Here is a 14,864-nt window from a genome sequence, read left to right as displayed (position 1 = left end):
GGAAGAGACGCCTTAGCCGACAACCACGCCACGGTGGTCGCGCTCAATCGTCTCGGCGTAATCTGCGACGGCAACCTTGAAGCGTTTGGTCAGGTTGGCCTTGGCTAATTTCATGGATTGCACCAACAGGCGCGCCGACAGGGTGTTGGGCTTCGTCTCCAGACCAACCGACATCCGCGTGCGGGCGGGTGACAGTTCAACCAATTCGACGGACATCACAACTTCCATGCCGCCAGAGATGCTTGTGACTTCCATCTCGTTCGGTGGGTCAAACTTCGTCACCTTCGGCAACAAAGTGCGTTCCCGACCCCGGAACTTAAAGCCAACCTTCCACGCCATGCCGACGCCCGGCGTGCTCAGCTTATCGGTCCGCTCGACATCAGCCCCGCGCCGCAGCGCACGTTTTTCGAAACCGTCGAAGTCAGACAAAGCCTGAAAAACGACGTCGATCGGAACCTCAACATCTTCTCGCGTTGAAAACTTCATGATGACCTTTCCTGCTCCGCCAAAGACTTAGCGTGAGTAACAGGGCGATTCCACCCAGAGATGTCATTCAAGGGTGTCTGCGACCCAATTTGACAACAGAAAATGGGCAATCGCACCTTTGCGCGCCGCTGCAACCTTTTCGTGGCGTCCTGCAAGCGCCTCGAGCACTTCTTCCCGGGTCATCCAAATGGCATCTTCCAACTCGGCCGGGTCCACCGTGATGTCTTCGCTGGTTGCGTAGCCGATGCAGCCGAACATCAATGACGCCGGAAACGGCCAAGGCTGGCTGGCCAGATACCCGACCTCGCCCACGCGAATGCCTGCCTCTTCATAGACTTCGCGGCGAACCGCGGCTTCCAGCGTTTCGCCCGGCTCAACAAACCCCGCCAAAAGCGAATACATGCGATCCGGCCAACCCGGCGACCGACCGACTAGGACAGAGTTGCCCCGAACGATCAACATGATGACGACGGGGTCCGTGCGCGGGAAATGATGCCGCCCACAAGACGAACAGGTGCGTTGCCAACCGGACTGCACAATATTGCTGGCTGCGCCACAATTCGCACAAAACGCGTGTATCCTATGCCATTCGAACACCGCACGCCCGGTGGCCGCCAATTCGGCATCGCGCGGTGAAAGCCGTGTCATCACCCCACGCAATTCAGTGAATTCCGCGTGGTCGATTTCTGGATGCACCTGAACGCTCGGATCAAGGAAGCCCCACAACTGCTCAGCGTCAAAATCTGACGGATCCCACCCGTCCAACAGATAGGCCGCAATCAAGGAGCCGTCTTCCTCACGACCTAGGAGAACGGGCTGGCTCTTGCTGTCGGCCAAGACAGGATGATCGGACGTAAGACGTGTTAGGTCCTGCGTATCCCGATCCAACAGCGGCTTACCGCGCCAGAATACAACAGCCGTGTGCGGAGCAGACTGCCAATCATCACCGCGTATCTCAGCGGCGCGGTCCAAACCCGATCCACCAAAGGTCACTGTTTCTGCGTGTCGCATGACTGCCCTCTCTGTTTCAGTCACAGGTGCCATGCCAAGACCGGAGCGGCAACCGGGCATGATTCCCAGCCAGCACCGTGCAACAGCTCAAATCTCAAATCTCGGCCAAACTACACCTTAGGGTTGTGCGCCACGCCAATCGCGCACAGAATACGCCTGCCGCAAAATCGTGAATTCTATGTCATGCTGAAGAACCGGCCATTCGCTCCTGAGTTCGAGCGTGGCCAGACAAGTCTGCGCATTCTTGCCACCACGGATCTGCACATGTGGATGCTGGGGTATGATTACTATCGCGATCAGCCAGACACGGGACACAGCCTTGCACAACTCGCCCCGCTGATCGACGAACGGCGCAATGAGGTGCCGAACGCATGCCTCTTCGACAACGGCGACTTGCTCCAAGGGACACCCATGGCCGACATCCTTGTCGAGGATTGGCGCATGGACGAAACCCGCGCCAACCCGGTGATGCAGACATTGACCCAGATGGGATATGACGCCGCCACGCTGGGCAACCATGACTTCAATTTCGGCCTTCCCTACCTCGACGCCGCTGTCCAAACTGCGGGCTTCCCCTATGTGTGCGCCAATGCTCTCCGCCACAGGGCCGAGCACCCAGATGCTGACCAACCCTATCTGCCACCATACACCCTTCTGACGCGGTCGCTTAGGATGGCTGATGGCAGCGATCAGGACATCCGCATTGGTGTGATCGGTTTCGTGCCACCGCAAATTACGGCGTGGGACAGACAACATCTGAGTGGTCGCATTCAAACCCGGTCGATTATCGATTCCGCCCGGTTTCATGTGCCTCGACTCAAGAATGCGGGCGCGGACATTATCGTTGCGCTCTGCCATTCCGGCCTCGGTCGGTCGCTTGATGACAGGGGGCAGGAAAATGCCGGCCTTGCCTTGGCGACCGTTCCAAACATCGATGCGTTCGTGCTGGGCCATGTCCACAGAACTTTTCCTGACAGCAGCTACGACGGGTATCCGGGCGTCGACCCATCCAAGGGGACAATTTGTGGCAAACCTGCTGTCATGCCGGGGTTCTGGGGCAGCCACCTCGGCATTATCGACCTCACGCTGGAGCATGCAGGCGACAGGTGGTCCATCACTCAAAACCAAAGTCGGGTCGAACCCGTAACCGCTGCTGGGCAGACAACACCAACAACAGCGCAGCCGCTTGCCGCCCGCGTCCAAAAAAGCATGCAAGCTGCCCATGATCGAACACTCGACCTTATTCGCAGCCCCGTCGGACGCCTTTCCGGGCGCCTCCACAGTTATTTCGGAGAAATCGGTCCCACCCTAGTCGAATGCCTGATCAGCGCAGCAAAACAGGCCAAATGCAGAGAATTGATAACGCAGCGCAGCATACCCGACCTGCCGATCCTCTGCATGACCTCGCCATTTAAAAGCGGCGGCCTGAGCGGGCCAACCTTTTACACGGATATCCCAGCAGGACCGTTGGCCCTGCATCACGTCGCGGAAATGTATATTTACCCAAACACTTTGATGGTGATCCGCCAAACCGGAGCACAGGTTCTGGATTTGCTCGAACGTTCCGCCGCCCTATTCACCCAGATCAAAGCAGGCGATCAGGATGTGCCTTTGGTATCTTCCCTGAGACCCCACTACGAAATCGACTGGATGCATGGTCTGAGCTACACCCTCAACCTTGAAGCCCAAGCAGGTGCCAATCGCGTCAAGGACGTGATCCACCAAAGTGAGCCGATTGATCCTGAGGCTGACTACATCGTGGCCACTAATAACTATCGGGTTGCAGTCGCACAGGTGCCGATTGCGCCCGAGGATATCCTTTATGAAGCACCGATGATGATGCGGGACGTGCTCTGTGATTACCTGAAGTCCCATCAGGACTATGCCCCCATCCGCCAGACATCCGTACGCTTTCAGCCCTTTTCTGAGCATACCACGTGCCGCCTGAGCATCGGCCCGGCCGCGCGCGATCTCATTGACCAAGACCCGGCAATGTCCGTCATCGGCGAAACACCGTCAGGATTTCTGGATGTGCGCTATAACCTGCCTGCCGTTGAAAACGCTGCCGCAAACCGGCGCGTTGGCACATAGCAGCAGCCCTTGACAGAGCGACTTGCATCTGCGGCGGACACACCCTAATTAACCGATCGAGAGGTTGGCGCGGGCGTGCGCCTCGCCAACCCGGTCAGGTCCGGAAGGAAGCAGCCGTAACGAGCCCCGCATGGGTCGTGTTCAATCTCTCACCTCATCACGGGTCCTGCCGACCTGTGACACCTCGGCTTTAGGCACAGTTCCACTGACGTTTAGACCGGCCCCATTCAATAAACGCCATGTTCGACCACCTGCCCCGGATGGGCTTTGGCCCATTTCCTCAGGAACTCGGCCACGTCTGGTCGCAACTGCGCGCTCAACGCGCGTCGTGGAAGCGCCACACCGTGTGTCAAAACAATCTCAAGACAGGCCAGATGATCCTGCCCTGAGCGTTCGGGTGCATTCTCGGACCCGTGCAGGATCGTCCCAAGCAAGCTCCCTCCAAAATCGTTCAAATGGCTCAGGTCAGGCCCAAGTTTCAGGAAATATCGCAAATACTCTGGCAATCCGACCCAGCCCGAAGCCTGCACCGGGGTCACCCCCATCGAATCCGGAGCGTCCCATGGGAACCCAACCTCAACAAGGCTCTTGATCCGCTTGAGCGTACCGACGCGGTGCACAAGCTCGGTCAGGAGCCCCTGCAATTCTGCCGGGATTTTGGCCGGATCAACGAAGCCTTCCCCGCCACCATTGACCAAAGGCGCTAAATCAGCAGGCACATCGCGCGGGGCGTCCACGGTTTCCAATACGGCGCGGACCGCCTCTGCCCCCACCAATCGCGCAAAGGCATGGGGTTTCAGGGCCGCGTGTTCAGACGTCACGCTGGCCCCGGCATTAAGCACAAATTCGGACACCTCACGCCCCGCACCGCGCAAGGCGGCGTGATGCAAGGCATTGTACCCCGGTTGTGCGCTTTCATTTGGGTCCGCTCCAGCCCCCAAGAGCAAGGCGACCATCTCGGCATTGTCAAAATCCATGGCGCGCAAAAGCGCATTGGTGCCTTGAGGATTTGCGCCATACCGGAGCAGGAGGCGCACCCCAGCGGCGTCGCCAAGTTCGGTTGCATGATAAAGCGACTCGCCATCATTCGGATCAGCGCCCCACTCTAACAACCATTCGGCCAGTGGGAGATTTCGCGCATGCCCGAGCGCCCCATAGAGCGCCGACAGCATTTCGTCAGTGCCGGGGCTGTGGGGAAAGGCATCATTGACATCTGCACCATGCGCCAGCAGCACCTCTGCGCAGGCAAGGGATGCGGCCTCTTCGCCCCCCATCCGCCCCCATTTGGAAAACGCCAGATGCAGGATCGGCCTGCGTGGCCCGACAGGTTCGATGGCACGTGCAGGATCTTCGCAGAGCGCAGCGGTCAGCCCCTCAAGATCAAAGGTCGCACAAAGGAGCCCCATGTTCCCCGCAGCCAGATCTGGCGTTGCAGCCAGCAACGCCTCAGCTGCCGCGCGGTTGCCGTTAAAGAGGGCCATCTTGAGCTGTTCCTGCGCCTCTGCACGCTCCAGCCCGATGGTCTCGGCCGCCCATTTGAGCCGTGGCCATGACATGAAGCCGTGCTGGCGTGCGATGACATGCAGGAAATCGGCATGCGTCCCGGGGCTCTTTCCCCAAAGGTTCTGCACCACCTGCACCGCGCCGGCATCGCCCGCGTCATAGGATTTTTTCAGGGTTTTGGCCGCGCGACGCAATTGGTCGAGCCGCAGGGTGTCTTTGGACGACAAGGACATGGTCACCTCCATCAGCGCCCGCGTCCGCCCAAGGGCCAGAGATCAACCATGGATCTTCGAAAAGGTCATGCAAGGCTGCCGTGATCGGCTTTCCGCGAACATGGGGGCCTGCCAAAATGGCCTCGGTCAATCCGTAGCCGATCGCTGGACGCCACGCAACGGGACGGCTAGGTTTGCGGCTGCATCATCCGGGAACACCCAATGTCCGACACCTCTGCCTATCAGGTCCTTGCCCGTAAATACCGGCCCGAAACCTTCGCCGATCTGGTTGGCCAGGACGCGATGGTGCGCACCCTCAAGAACGCGTTTGAGGCAGATCGCATCGCACAGGCCTTTGTGATGACGGGCATTCGCGGGACCGGCAAAACCACGACCGCCCGGATCATCGCCAAAGGCATGAACTGCATTGGCCCAGATGGCACCGGCGGCCCGACCACCGAACCCTGCGGTGTCTGCGAACACTGCACCGCCATCATGGAAGGCCGCCATGTTGACGTGATCGAAATGGACGCGGCGTCGAACACCGGTGTCGATGATATGCGCGAGATCATCGACTCTGTGCACTATTCGCCCGCAACGGCCCGCTTCAAAGTCTACATTATCGACGAAGTCCACATGCTGTCGAAAAGCGCCTTCAACGCTCTTCTCAAGACCCTCGAAGAACCGCCGGCACACGTCAAATTCATCTTTGCAACGACCGAAATCCGCAAGGTTCCGGTCACGGTTCTGTCCCGTTGCCAACGGTTCGACCTCCGGCGCATCGAACCTGAAGTTCAGATTGGCCTGCTGCGCAAGATCGCGACGTCCGAGGGAGCAGAGATCACCGATGACGCGCTCGCCCTGATCACGCGCGCCGCCGAAGGGTCCGCACGTGACGCGACCTCACTTCTTGATCAGGCGATCAGTCATGGCGCAGGCGAAACCGGCGCGGATCAGGTCCGCGCGATGCTGGGTCTGGCAGATCGCGGGCGTGTGCTCGACCTTTTTGACATGATCATGAAGGGGGACGCAGCGGGTGCTTTGACCGAGCTTGGCGCGCAATATGCTGACGGGGCCGACCCCATGGCCGTGCTGAACGATCTGGCAGAGATCACCCACTGGATCAGCGTGTGCAAGATCACTCCAGACGCTGCCGAAGACCCAACCATCAGCCCTGACGAACGGGCCCGCGGCACGGCTATGGCGCAAGCCTTGCCGATGCGCGCCCTGACGCGCCAATGGCAGATGCTCCTGACCGCCCTGGACGAAGTCGCCCAAAGTCCGAACGCCATGATGGCCGCTGAAATGGCGATTATTCGGCTGACCCATGTCGCCGAACTTCCCAGCCCAGAGGACTTGGTGCGCAAGCTGAAGGACGCGCCGGTTCCAACCGCACCTGCTCCAGCCCCTGCACCCTCGGGGGGAGGTATGACCTCCGGGCCTGCCCCCACGGCCCACAACCCGGCCCCTATGGGCGGCACAACAATGCTTGCTGCACAACCCGCAGCGCAAGCAAGTCCAGGCCTAGACCGCTACGCCCGGTTCGAAGACGTCGTGGCCCTGATCCGTGCGCATCGCGATGTGAAGCTTCTCGTCGAGGTCGAAACCGGCCTGCGGCTCGTGTCCTACTCACCCGGCCGTATCAGTTTCGAACCCGCGCCTGATGCCCCCCGTGACCTCGCCGCGCGCCTGGGTAGCAAATTGCAGGCATGGACTGGCAACCGCTGGGCCATATCGGTCGAAAGCGAAGGCGGCGCCCCGACGATCGCCGAGGTCCGCGACGCAGAGAAGCTTGAACTGGAAACGGCCGCCAAAGCCCACCCCATGGTCCAAGCCGTCTTTGACGCCTTTCCAGGGGCCAAAATCCTCGAAATTCGCACTCCAGAAGCCATTGCTGCAGAGGCTCAGACCGAAGCCCTGCAAGAGGTCGAGGATGAGTGGGACCCGTTTGACGACGACGCATAGACCCAAAGGGGGATTGCGCGCTGCCGCCATGCAATGATGTCCAACCGGACCTTCTATGTTTCAAAAAAACTCCCGCCGGAGGCATCTGACCTTACCGCTTGGCGTCCACTTTGGACCGGTTCCCCAACAGATCAGACAGCGTCATCGCGTCCCTTTACCTTGAAAACCACGCCCCCTCTTGGCATGTGAGGTGTCAAGCAAAGGAGACAGAAATGCTCAAAGGTTTAGGCGGCCTCGGCGACATGGCCGGGATGATGAAAAAAGCCCAGGAAATGCAGGGCAAAATGGAAGAGCTTCAGGAAAGCCTGACCACAATGACCGTTGTCGGCGAAGCTGGCGCAGGTCTTGTCAAAGCAACTTCGACCGCCAAGGGCGAGCTGACAGCACTCGATATCGACCCTTCGATCTTTTCCGGCGACGACAAAGAAGTGGTCGAAGACCTGATCCTTGCGGCGATCAAGGACGCCCAGCAAAAGGCGCAAGAAAAGTCAGCCGAAGAAATGAGCAAACTGACCGAGGGTCTCGGCCTGCCGGCAGGCATGAAGCTGCCATTCTAAAGCCTTCCCGGCTGACCACCTCCGCGCTAGATTGCCTGCAAGGCTAAGAGCAGGACCAACGACATGGCGGATGATACCAATGATGTGGAGGCGCTCATCGATCTGATGGCGCGCCTTCCGGGGCTTGGCCCCCGTTCGGCACGCCGCGCGGTGCTGCATCTGATCAAGAAACGCGGTCAGCTTCTCGGTCCTTTGACCGACGCGATGGCCAAAGTTCGGGCGACAGCCCGCGAATGCCTGACCTGCGGCAATATCGGAACCTCTGACAAATGCGCAATCTGTGCGTCCCCTAAGCGCGCGACTGGCGAACTATGTGTTGTCGAAGATGTCTCTGATCTTTGGGCGATGGAGCGGGCTGCCGTTTTCAAAGGGCGCTATCACGTCCTTGGAGGCACGCTCTCGGCGCTGGACGCTGTCGGGCCAGAGGATTTGCGTATCCCTCAACTCGTAAACCGCGTCGAAGAGGAAAGCATCACTGAGGTGATCCTGGCCCTCCCCGCCACGGTCGACGGTCAAACGACGGCGCATTACATCGCCGACCACCTGCCCGGCACGGCGGTCACATCACTTGCGCAGGGTGTCCCTGTGGGCGGCGAACTCGACTACTTGGATGATGGGACAATCACAGCTGCGCTTAGAGCGCGGAAAGCGTTCTAGCCCAGGTCGCAAGCGGTCGGAGCCACACCCGTTCACCGGCCAGAGCGTCCAGACAGGATTGCGTCCACCAATGGATGTCCTGCGTCTGCACCCCGTCCAGTAGCGCCGCGTGGCGCGCCTTGCGTTCATCCAGCGACATGCTCAACGCCTTTTGAATCGCATCGCCCATCTCGGTCGCGTCATAGGGATTCACAATCAACGCGTCCTGCATTTGCTCGGCAGCGCCTGCAAAGGAGGACAGGATCAGAACACCAGGATCATCCGGATCCTGCGCCGCCACAAATTCCTTGGCGACAAGGTTCATGCCGTCGGCGAGCGGCGTCACAAGACCCACATCCGCACGCCGCATCACCCCTGCCAGGCGTTCCCGCGCGACGTTGCGGCGGATGTAGCGGATCGGCGTCCAGTCCAGTTCGGCATACTCTCCGTTCAAAGCACCTGCCGTCGATTCAAGATGGGCACGAATGTCCTGATAGGCATCCACGTTCTCACGCGACGGCGGCGCGATCTGCAAGAGCGTCGCCTTGGGGTCGCTGTCTTGGCGCTGCGCCAGATACGCCCCAAAGCCTTCGAAGCGATGCACAAGGCCCTTGGAGTAATCCAGCCGGTCCACGCCGATGATCAGCTTCTGTCCCAGAGACAACGCCATGTTGTCACCTGCAGCCGAAGCAATGGCTGCATCCCGGTAGCCAACAGGATCAATCCCAATGGGAAACGCCCGACCGTTATTGACCTTGCCTTCGACCCGCGCCGCCAAGGCATCCAGCCTTTGAACGTCGGTTTCCGTTTGCATCCCGAACACGTCATAGGCCGCAACCCAATCAAGCATGTCGTCCGCTTGCGGAAGCGCTGGCACGTCTGACGCCGTAGGGAACGGAATGTGCAGGAAAAAACCAACGCGATTGTCGACGCCCAAGGCCCGGAGCGCCGCAGCCAATGGCAGAAAATGGTAATCATGGACCCAGATCAGGTCACCGGGCTGGGCAATCTCGGCGACCATCTTGGCCAGCCGTTCGTTCACCGCCATGTACCCTTCGACCATGCCAGGCTGCACGTTGATCAGGTCGGCGCGCCGATGAAACAGCGGCCAAAGCACAGAGTTGGCATAGCCCAGATAGTATTGCTCATAGTCCGCGTGGCTCAGGTCAAAAGCATAGCGGCTATAGGCGCCGCTTGCGATCTGCGTAAGTCCTTCGCGCGGGGCCTCTTGCGGCCCTCCGCTTGATCCAATCCAGATCCCACCGCGCTCTGTCAGGGCCTCATGTAGCGCAACAACCAGACCGCCAGATGGGGTTTCATCCGTGGGAATCCGGTTCGAAATGACAATCAGGCGACCGCCTTTCTGGCTCATGCTTTCGTCTCCAATTCGCTCCAAATGCGAAGGCATTCCTGAACCGCGCTTGGGTCCTTAAGGCGCGACGTCGCACACGTGCCACCTTCTCCAACCTTCACGCCCACGCCGCCCAACCGTTGGGCCGCATCCATCGCGGGTTCATCGGTCGCATCGTCACCCATCATCACCGGTGTCCGGCCCGCGAAATCAGGCAAGGCCATGATCCGCTCAAGAGCAGCACCTTTGCCCACGTCATCTGGCCGTAATTCACACACCATCTTACCCCTGTGCAGTTCGAACCCGGGATGCGCTGCCGCGAGGCGGGCCGCAAAAGACGCAACTTCGACCTCCAGCTCGGGTGCCTGTCTCATATGCAAAGCCACCCCTGCGGGCTTTTGTTCCACAATCACACCCTCGCGCACACGAGCAAATGCTTCAGCGGCGCGGCGCAGCCCGGCAACCACCTCTGACCCAGCCAATGGATGCGCATTGCGCGTTCCATCCATCTGCCACTCCGCTCCGTGGCTTCCCACGCGTGGCACAGTCACGGTGGGTAGTAATTGATCAAAATCCTCAAGCCGCCGTCCCGACAGAATGACCGTTCGCCCGCCCGTTCGTCGAGACAGACGACCAAGAAGGTCTGGCACAGTCATCGGCACCTCGACACCCAGCGGTGTGTCGGCAAAGCCGATCAGTGTTCCATCGAAATCAAGGAAGAGTGCGGCGTCGGTCAAACGCGGAAAGCCGTGAGCGACGCGGTCGGGCGTCTGATAAGGGTCAGCCATAATTCAAACTTGCGCTGCGCCGCAGCGAAATCAAGTCAAACCTCGATCCAGCGCTCCAGATCGCGCAGGGCGGCGTCCAAAGCGTCAAATACTATGCGCAATCGGCGCGATGTGTGCAGCTCTCGATGCGTGGTCAACCAGATCGGAAACTCAATGACCGGCCCGTCCGGCAACGCAACCTCCAACTCTGGCAGCTTTGCCCCAACCTCGTCAGGCAGGATCGACACACCCATCCCGGCCCGCACCATGTTCAGCATCGAGGTCCCAAGGTCCGAGGCCCCGACGATCTGGTCCGCCGACATCGGAAAACCACGCACAGTCAGGTCCGCCGCCATCTGCTCCAGATCAAGCTGCTGGAAGGTCGTGACAACAAAATCATGGCGCGCGATGTCTTCGACGCGTTTCAGCCGCCCGCGCCGGTCAAGATAGGACCGCGCTGCATATAGACGGGCGGTGCGCATCCCGATCATCTTGGCAATGAGGTCCGGTTGATCCGGGCGCACGTGGCGGATGGCAATGTCGGCCTCGCGCCGGGTCAAATCCTGAAGCTGGTTAGATGCAAGAACATGCACCATCAATCCGGGTGCCCGCGCACGCAAATCGGCAAGCATGCGTGGCAGGTAATACGTGGCCATCATGTCTGACGCAGTGACCGTCACGGTGCCAGTCACATCTTGCGATTGCCCCGCCGCGACAAGCGACACGCGTTGCGCCGCCTCCCCCATATCGCGCACGTGCTGCAGCAACTCCTGCCCCGCTTGCGTCAGCATCAGCGTCCTGCTGGTCCGCTCAAACAAAGTGACGCCGAGCGTCTCCTCAAGCGCCGAGACCTGCCGGCCCAGCGTCGGCTGGGTCGAGCCAAGCGCCCGCGCCGCAGCACTCAGTGACCCCTCTTCGGCGGTCGCCAAGAAAGCGCGCACCTGGTTCCAATCAAAGTTGATGGTCTGCCATTTCATACGTTTATGTATATCAGCCCCCCGCATTTCGGCAATTTCCATACATGTATGGGGCGCATACATCAGCGCATGGAAGGAGACCCACCATGCCGACACCGCAACGCTTCTGGGACCGCAACGCGGCGAAATACGCCAAAAGCAAGATTGGCGACATGCCAGCCTATGAGATCACGCTGGAACGCATTCGCAGCTATCTGAGCCCCGAGCAGTCGATGCTTGAATTCGGATGCGGGACCGGGTCGACCGCGCTGTTGCTTGCGTCGCAAGTTCGCGAGATCATCGGCACAGACATTTCCGGGGAAATGGTGCGGATCGCGATGGAAAAGGCGACCGCCCAAGGCATATCCAACGTCACTTTCCGACAGGCCACCGCGACAGCGACGCAACCAGAGGGCCCGTTTGACGTGGTCTTTGGTTCATCGATCCTTCACCTGATCGAAGGTCTGCCCGAAACGCTGATCCAGCTGAAAGATCACGTCAAACCCGGCGGCCTTTTTATCACCAAGACGCCATGTCTTGGCGAAGCGGGCGTCTTTATCCGCATGGTGATCCCCGTGATGCAATGCGTCGGCATCGCGCCTTACGTGAATTCTCTGAGCATCTTGGATGTGGACGCCGCAATAGAAAAGGCCGGCTTCGAGATCGTCGAAACCGGCCAATTTCAGAAAGGCATGCCAAGCCGTTTTGTGGTCGCCCGCCGTCCGGCGGACAGTTGATCAAACAGCCGTCAGTTTGAAGCCAAGCGCCTGCTGGAACCGCATCTGAACGTTTGTGCATTCAAACCCGTTCTGGTTCCAGTTCCGCAGCCGCGTGCGCGCACGATCGAAGGCCGCGATATAGTCTTCGTTCTTCGACAGATGATGCGGGATCCGGTTCAGATAGATGATCACGGCCCGACGCGAGATCCGGCAGAACTCCTTGACGATGTTGTCCCAGTCATCCGGGTGGCAATAGTGTTCGATGGCCTGCATACAGAACAGGTAGTCTTGGCTCTTGTCTTCCAGTGGGTAGGGAACCATCCCACCGTCAAACAGGGCCATCGGAATTTTCTGAGCTTCGATGATCGGGCGATAGCACCAATCTGAAACCGCCTCGCCCGGCTTTGGAATCGGCAAGCGATAGTCATCAAGCTCACGGTCGTTCAGTTCATCGTTGACTGCACGGTGATAAGCGCCTTCGCCGCGGGCCTGCCCCGCGGTTAGATTCAGATAGTCATTGCCCAGAATGCTGTGGCCAAAGTGACGGCAGACTTCGAGCATTCCACCATGGGCCGTCGACATCTCAAACACGCTGTAGGGCGTCTCACGGTGCTTCAGCAGTTCGGGCGCATAAAGCTCCAGCCGGTTCCAGCTGCGGCGGATGTTCCAAGACCGCTTTTGATACTTGCGCTGGATATCCTTCGGCATGCCCGCGTCCGACCACTCGAACGGGTATTCGCCCTGCAACTCTTCGGGCAATTCAACGCCGAACAGGTCCTGACCGTCAGGTTGACGGTTCAATTTGTGGATACGTTTGGAAATGGCGCGCTGAACCTGCGCCATGTCTGCTGGCGATGCCTGCATCGAATTCACCCCAATCTCTGCTTTTGTTTTTTTCCGGATATACACGGATTTGGGCAAAAGTTTGACAACAAAAGCGAGGATTGGAGTGAATTGTTCGCGTTTTCCTAGGGCTGTTCGTCGTCTTCGCCGCTCTCATCGCCGCCGGATGGCAGGTTAAAGAAGCTGTCGGCGTCCAGAATATCCTCGTCGGACTTTTTGTCGTCCTCATCCTCATCTGTTTCAGACAAAGAGAATGTCTCAAGGCCCGAGATCGCCGTTGGGATCTTGGGCTCTGGGTCCATGCCCAGCGATTGTTCCGTCGACACCAGCTTGCGGCGTTCGTCATCCGACATCGCGGTGCCCTCAGCGGCCTTCTTGGCGTTTGCCTTTTGCACCGCGGCGTCCAGCTCGGACTGCTTACACAGGCCCAGTGCCACCGGATCAATCGGCTGGATGTTCGAGATGTTCCAGTGTGTCCGCTCGCGGATCGCCTGAATGGTTGGCTTTGTTGTGCCGACCAGTTTGGAAATCTGACCATCCGACAGTTCCGGGTGGAACTTCACCAGCCAGAGGATCGACGCCGGCCGGTCCTGACGTTTCGACAGCGGCGTATAGCGCGGGCCACGGCGTTTCTCTTCACCAACAGCAGCGGCGTAGAACTTCAGCTTCAGCTTGTGCAGCGGATCGGCCTCGGCGGCGTCAATCTCTTCCTGCGTCAGCTGGTTGTTGGCAATCGGGTCGAACCCTTTGACGCCCGCGGCCACATCGCCATCGGCGATGCCTTGAATCTCAAGCTCGTGCATCTCGGTGAAATCCGCGATCTGCTTGAACGAGATCGTGGTGTTATCAACCAGCCATACGGCGGTCGCTTTGGCCATGATTGGCTTTGCCATGGATGCCTCCTGTCAAATCTGCAAACGACAAAGCTCTCCTGTCGCCTTGCGGCGGTTCCGGGGCCGGAACGGGTTACCTTGTCGGGGAACTTGAGCCGGATATAAGCAATAGGGTCCAAAAGGGAAAGCCCCCATGCGTGTTCTAGCCATTCTGTTCTGTCTTCTCGCCGCCACGTCCGCTCTCGCACGGGGCGAGAAATCGGGTGACTTCGACTACTACGTCCTTGCCCTGTCATGGTCGCCCACGTGGTGCGCATTAGAGGGCGACGCGCGCGATGCCGAGCAATGCGAAACTGATCTGGGGTGGAGCCTGCACGGCCTCTGGCCCCAATACGACCGCGGCTGGCCGTCCTACTGCCCATCTGTCGAACGCAACCCCTCCCGCGCGATGACGGCGGAAATGACCGACATCATGGGATCAAGCGGCCTAGCCTGGCACCAATGGAACAAACACGGCACCTGCACCGGCGACAGCGCGGCCACGTATTACGAAAACTCCCGCTGGGCCTACGACCAGATCAACCGACCGCAAGTCTTCCGCCAACTCGACCGCAGCGTCAAAATCCCCGCCAGTCTGGTCGAGGAAGCATTTCTGAAGGAAAACCCGGATCTGAAGCCCGACATGCTGACCGTGACCTGCAAGGATGGGCGGATACAGGAAGTGCGGATTTGCCTGAGCAAGGGGTTTGTCCCGACGTTTTGTACGGGGTCAGTGGCGCGGGATTGTGGGTTGGAGGACGCGCTGTTTGATCCGGTGCGGTGAGGGGTTGCACAGCGCGGTTACGCTTCTCACTCACCACAATGCGCATAGCCAAGAGCACAGATTGCATACCCCACATAACTAAACTTGCTACCTCGAATCTGCTGTGACCTT

The 14,864-nt window shown here is 59.4% G+C and carries 14 protein-coding genes and 1 other RNA gene; 7 read left to right on the top strand and 8 right to left on the bottom strand.

The annotated features are described in order from the left end of the window. Positions 1–12: 12 nt before the first annotated feature. Together FE702_RS15370 and nudC are read right to left on the bottom strand one after the other, a co-directional pair. Positions 13–486 carry an SRPBCC family protein gene (locus FE702_RS15370; RefSeq protein ID WP_147127203.1) on the bottom strand — a complete coding sequence of 158 codons (474 nt, stop codon included), beginning with the start codon at positions 484–486 and terminating at the stop codon, positions 13–15. A 63-nt stretch (positions 487–549) separates the two neighbouring features. Then, a complete protein-coding gene (gene nudC, locus FE702_RS15365) occupies positions 550–1,497 on the bottom strand; it encodes an NAD(+) diphosphatase (RefSeq protein WP_147127202.1) in 948 nt (315 codons plus the stop codon). Positions 1,498–1,680: 183 nt separating this feature from the next. Between nudC and FE702_RS15360 the strand changes: the two genes are divergently transcribed. Together FE702_RS15360 and ffs are read left to right on the top strand one after the other, a co-directional pair. After that, the gene (locus FE702_RS15360; protein WP_147127201.1) at positions 1,681–3,588 is read left to right on the top strand and encodes a bifunctional 2',3'-cyclic-nucleotide 2'-phosphodiesterase/3'-nucleotidase; all 1,908 of its coding nucleotides are present in this window, start codon (positions 1,681–1,683) and stop codon (positions 3,586–3,588) included. Positions 3,589–3,645: 57 nt separating this feature from the next. Beyond that, positions 3,646–3,743: signal recognition particle sRNA small type (ffs, locus tag FE702_RS15355), an RNA gene on the top strand. Between the two features lie 72 nt (positions 3,744–3,815). On the opposite strand, the gene FE702_RS15350 is transcribed toward ffs, so the two are convergent. Beyond that, complete coding sequence (locus FE702_RS15350; protein ID WP_186827112.1) at positions 3,816–5,324, bottom strand: ankyrin repeat domain-containing protein; 1,509 nt, start codon at positions 5,322–5,324, stop codon at positions 3,816–3,818. A 201-nt stretch (positions 5,325–5,525) separates the two neighbouring features. On the opposite strand from FE702_RS15350, the gene FE702_RS15345 reads away from it, so the two are divergent. From FE702_RS15345 to recR, 3 genes are all read left to right on the top strand, one after another. Continuing rightward, positions 5,526–7,268, top strand: a complete 1,743-nt coding sequence (locus tag FE702_RS15345) for a DNA polymerase III subunit gamma/tau (protein WP_147127199.1) — start codon at positions 5,526–5,528, stop codon at positions 7,266–7,268. Between the two features lie 212 nt (positions 7,269–7,480). After that, entirely contained in the window at positions 7,481–7,825 is a 345-nt protein-coding gene (locus FE702_RS15340; protein ID WP_147127198.1) for a YbaB/EbfC family nucleoid-associated protein, read from the top strand. A 63-nt stretch (positions 7,826–7,888) separates the two neighbouring features. After that, positions 7,889–8,482, top strand: coding sequence for a recombination mediator RecR (recR, locus tag FE702_RS15335; protein WP_147127197.1), 594 nt, complete (start codon positions 7,889–7,891; stop codon positions 8,480–8,482). Here recR and FE702_RS15330 read toward each other — a convergent pair. From FE702_RS15330 to FE702_RS15320, 3 genes are read right to left on the bottom strand one after another with little or no spacing between them, the layout of a single operon-like run. After that, positions 8,460–9,833 (bottom strand): alpha,alpha-trehalose-phosphate synthase (UDP-forming), encoded by a 1,374-nt coding sequence (locus FE702_RS15330; RefSeq protein WP_147127196.1) that lies wholly within the window; start codon positions 9,831–9,833, stop codon positions 8,460–8,462. The two genes, recR and FE702_RS15330, sit on opposite strands and share 23 nt — an antisense overlap. Beyond that, positions 9,830–10,600, bottom strand: a complete 771-nt coding sequence (gene otsB, locus FE702_RS15325; protein ID WP_147127195.1) for a trehalose-phosphatase — start codon at positions 10,598–10,600, stop codon at positions 9,830–9,832. Before otsB ends, FE702_RS15330 begins: the two co-directional genes overlap by 4 nt. A 35-nt stretch (positions 10,601–10,635) precedes the next feature. After that, complete coding sequence (locus FE702_RS15320) at positions 10,636–11,556, bottom strand: LysR family transcriptional regulator (protein WP_147127194.1); 921 nt, start codon at positions 11,554–11,556, stop codon at positions 10,636–10,638. Between the two features lie 86 nt (positions 11,557–11,642). Between FE702_RS15320 and FE702_RS15315 the strand changes: the two genes are divergently transcribed. Continuing rightward, positions 11,643–12,272, top strand: coding sequence for a class I SAM-dependent methyltransferase (locus FE702_RS15315; RefSeq protein WP_147127193.1), 630 nt, complete (start codon positions 11,643–11,645; stop codon positions 12,270–12,272). On the opposite strand, the gene FE702_RS15310 is transcribed toward FE702_RS15315, so the two are convergent. Together FE702_RS15310 and FE702_RS15305 are read right to left on the bottom strand one after the other, a co-directional pair. Then, complete coding sequence (locus FE702_RS15310; protein ID WP_222611818.1) at positions 12,273–13,118, bottom strand: hypothetical protein; 846 nt, start codon at positions 13,116–13,118, stop codon at positions 12,273–12,275. It lies immediately after the preceding gene. A gap of 104 nt (positions 13,119–13,222) precedes the next feature. Further along, positions 13,223–13,990 carry a DUF1013 domain-containing protein gene (locus FE702_RS15305; protein ID WP_147127191.1) on the bottom strand — a complete coding sequence of 256 codons (768 nt, stop codon included), beginning with the start codon at positions 13,988–13,990 and terminating at the stop codon, positions 13,223–13,225. Between the two features lie 133 nt (positions 13,991–14,123). On the opposite strand from FE702_RS15305, the gene FE702_RS15300 reads away from it, so the two are divergent. Further along, on the top strand, positions 14,124–14,753 hold the full coding sequence (locus tag FE702_RS15300; RefSeq protein WP_147127190.1) for a ribonuclease T2 family protein: 630 nt from the start codon (positions 14,124–14,126) through the stop codon (positions 14,751–14,753). The last annotated feature ends 111 nt before the right edge of the window (positions 14,754–14,864 follow it).

The sequence above is a fragment of the Shimia ponticola genome (genome assembly GCF_007995215.1).
GTDB lineage: Bacteria > Pseudomonadota > Alphaproteobacteria > Rhodobacterales > Rhodobacteraceae > Shimia_B > Shimia_B ponticola.
This window is presented reverse-complemented; position numbering and strand designations above follow the sequence as displayed.

Bases quoted from the DNA above. Each gene is read 5' to 3' on its own strand.
- FE702_RS15370 (WP_147127203.1), bottom strand. From the start codon at position 486: ATGAAGTTTTCAACGCGAGAAGATGTTGAGGTTCCGATCGACGTCGTT.
- nudC (WP_147127202.1), bottom strand. From the start codon at position 1,497: ATGCGACACGCAGAAACAGTGACCTTTGGTGGATCGGGTTTGGACCGC.
- FE702_RS15360 (WP_147127201.1), top strand. From the start codon at position 1,681: ATGCTGAAGAACCGGCCATTCGCTCCTGAGTTCGAGCGTGGCCAGACA.
- FE702_RS15350 (WP_186827112.1), bottom strand. From the start codon at position 5,324: ATGTCCTTGTCGTCCAAAGACACCCTGCGGCTCGACCAATTGCGTCGC.
- FE702_RS15345 (WP_147127199.1), top strand. From the start codon at position 5,526: ATGTCCGACACCTCTGCCTATCAGGTCCTTGCCCGTAAATACCGGCCC.
- FE702_RS15340 (WP_147127198.1), top strand. From the start codon at position 7,481: ATGCTCAAAGGTTTAGGCGGCCTCGGCGACATGGCCGGGATGATGAAA.
- recR (WP_147127197.1), top strand. From the start codon at position 7,889: ATGGCGGATGATACCAATGATGTGGAGGCGCTCATCGATCTGATGGCG.
- FE702_RS15330 (WP_147127196.1), bottom strand. From the start codon at position 9,833: ATGAGCCAGAAAGGCGGTCGCCTGATTGTCATTTCGAACCGGATTCCC.
- otsB (WP_147127195.1), bottom strand. From the start codon at position 10,600: ATGGCTGACCCTTATCAGACGCCCGACCGCGTCGCTCACGGCTTTCCG.
- FE702_RS15320 (WP_147127194.1), bottom strand. From the start codon at position 11,556: ATGAAATGGCAGACCATCAACTTTGATTGGAACCAGGTGCGCGCTTTC.
- FE702_RS15315 (WP_147127193.1), top strand. From the start codon at position 11,643: ATGCCGACACCGCAACGCTTCTGGGACCGCAACGCGGCGAAATACGCC.
- FE702_RS15310 (WP_222611818.1), bottom strand. From the start codon at position 13,118: ATGCAGGCATCGCCAGCAGACATGGCGCAGGTTCAGCGCGCCATTTCC.
- FE702_RS15305 (WP_147127191.1), bottom strand. From the start codon at position 13,990: ATGGCAAAGCCAATCATGGCCAAAGCGACCGCCGTATGGCTGGTTGAT.
- FE702_RS15300 (WP_147127190.1), top strand. From the start codon at position 14,124: ATGCGTGTTCTAGCCATTCTGTTCTGTCTTCTCGCCGCCACGTCCGCT.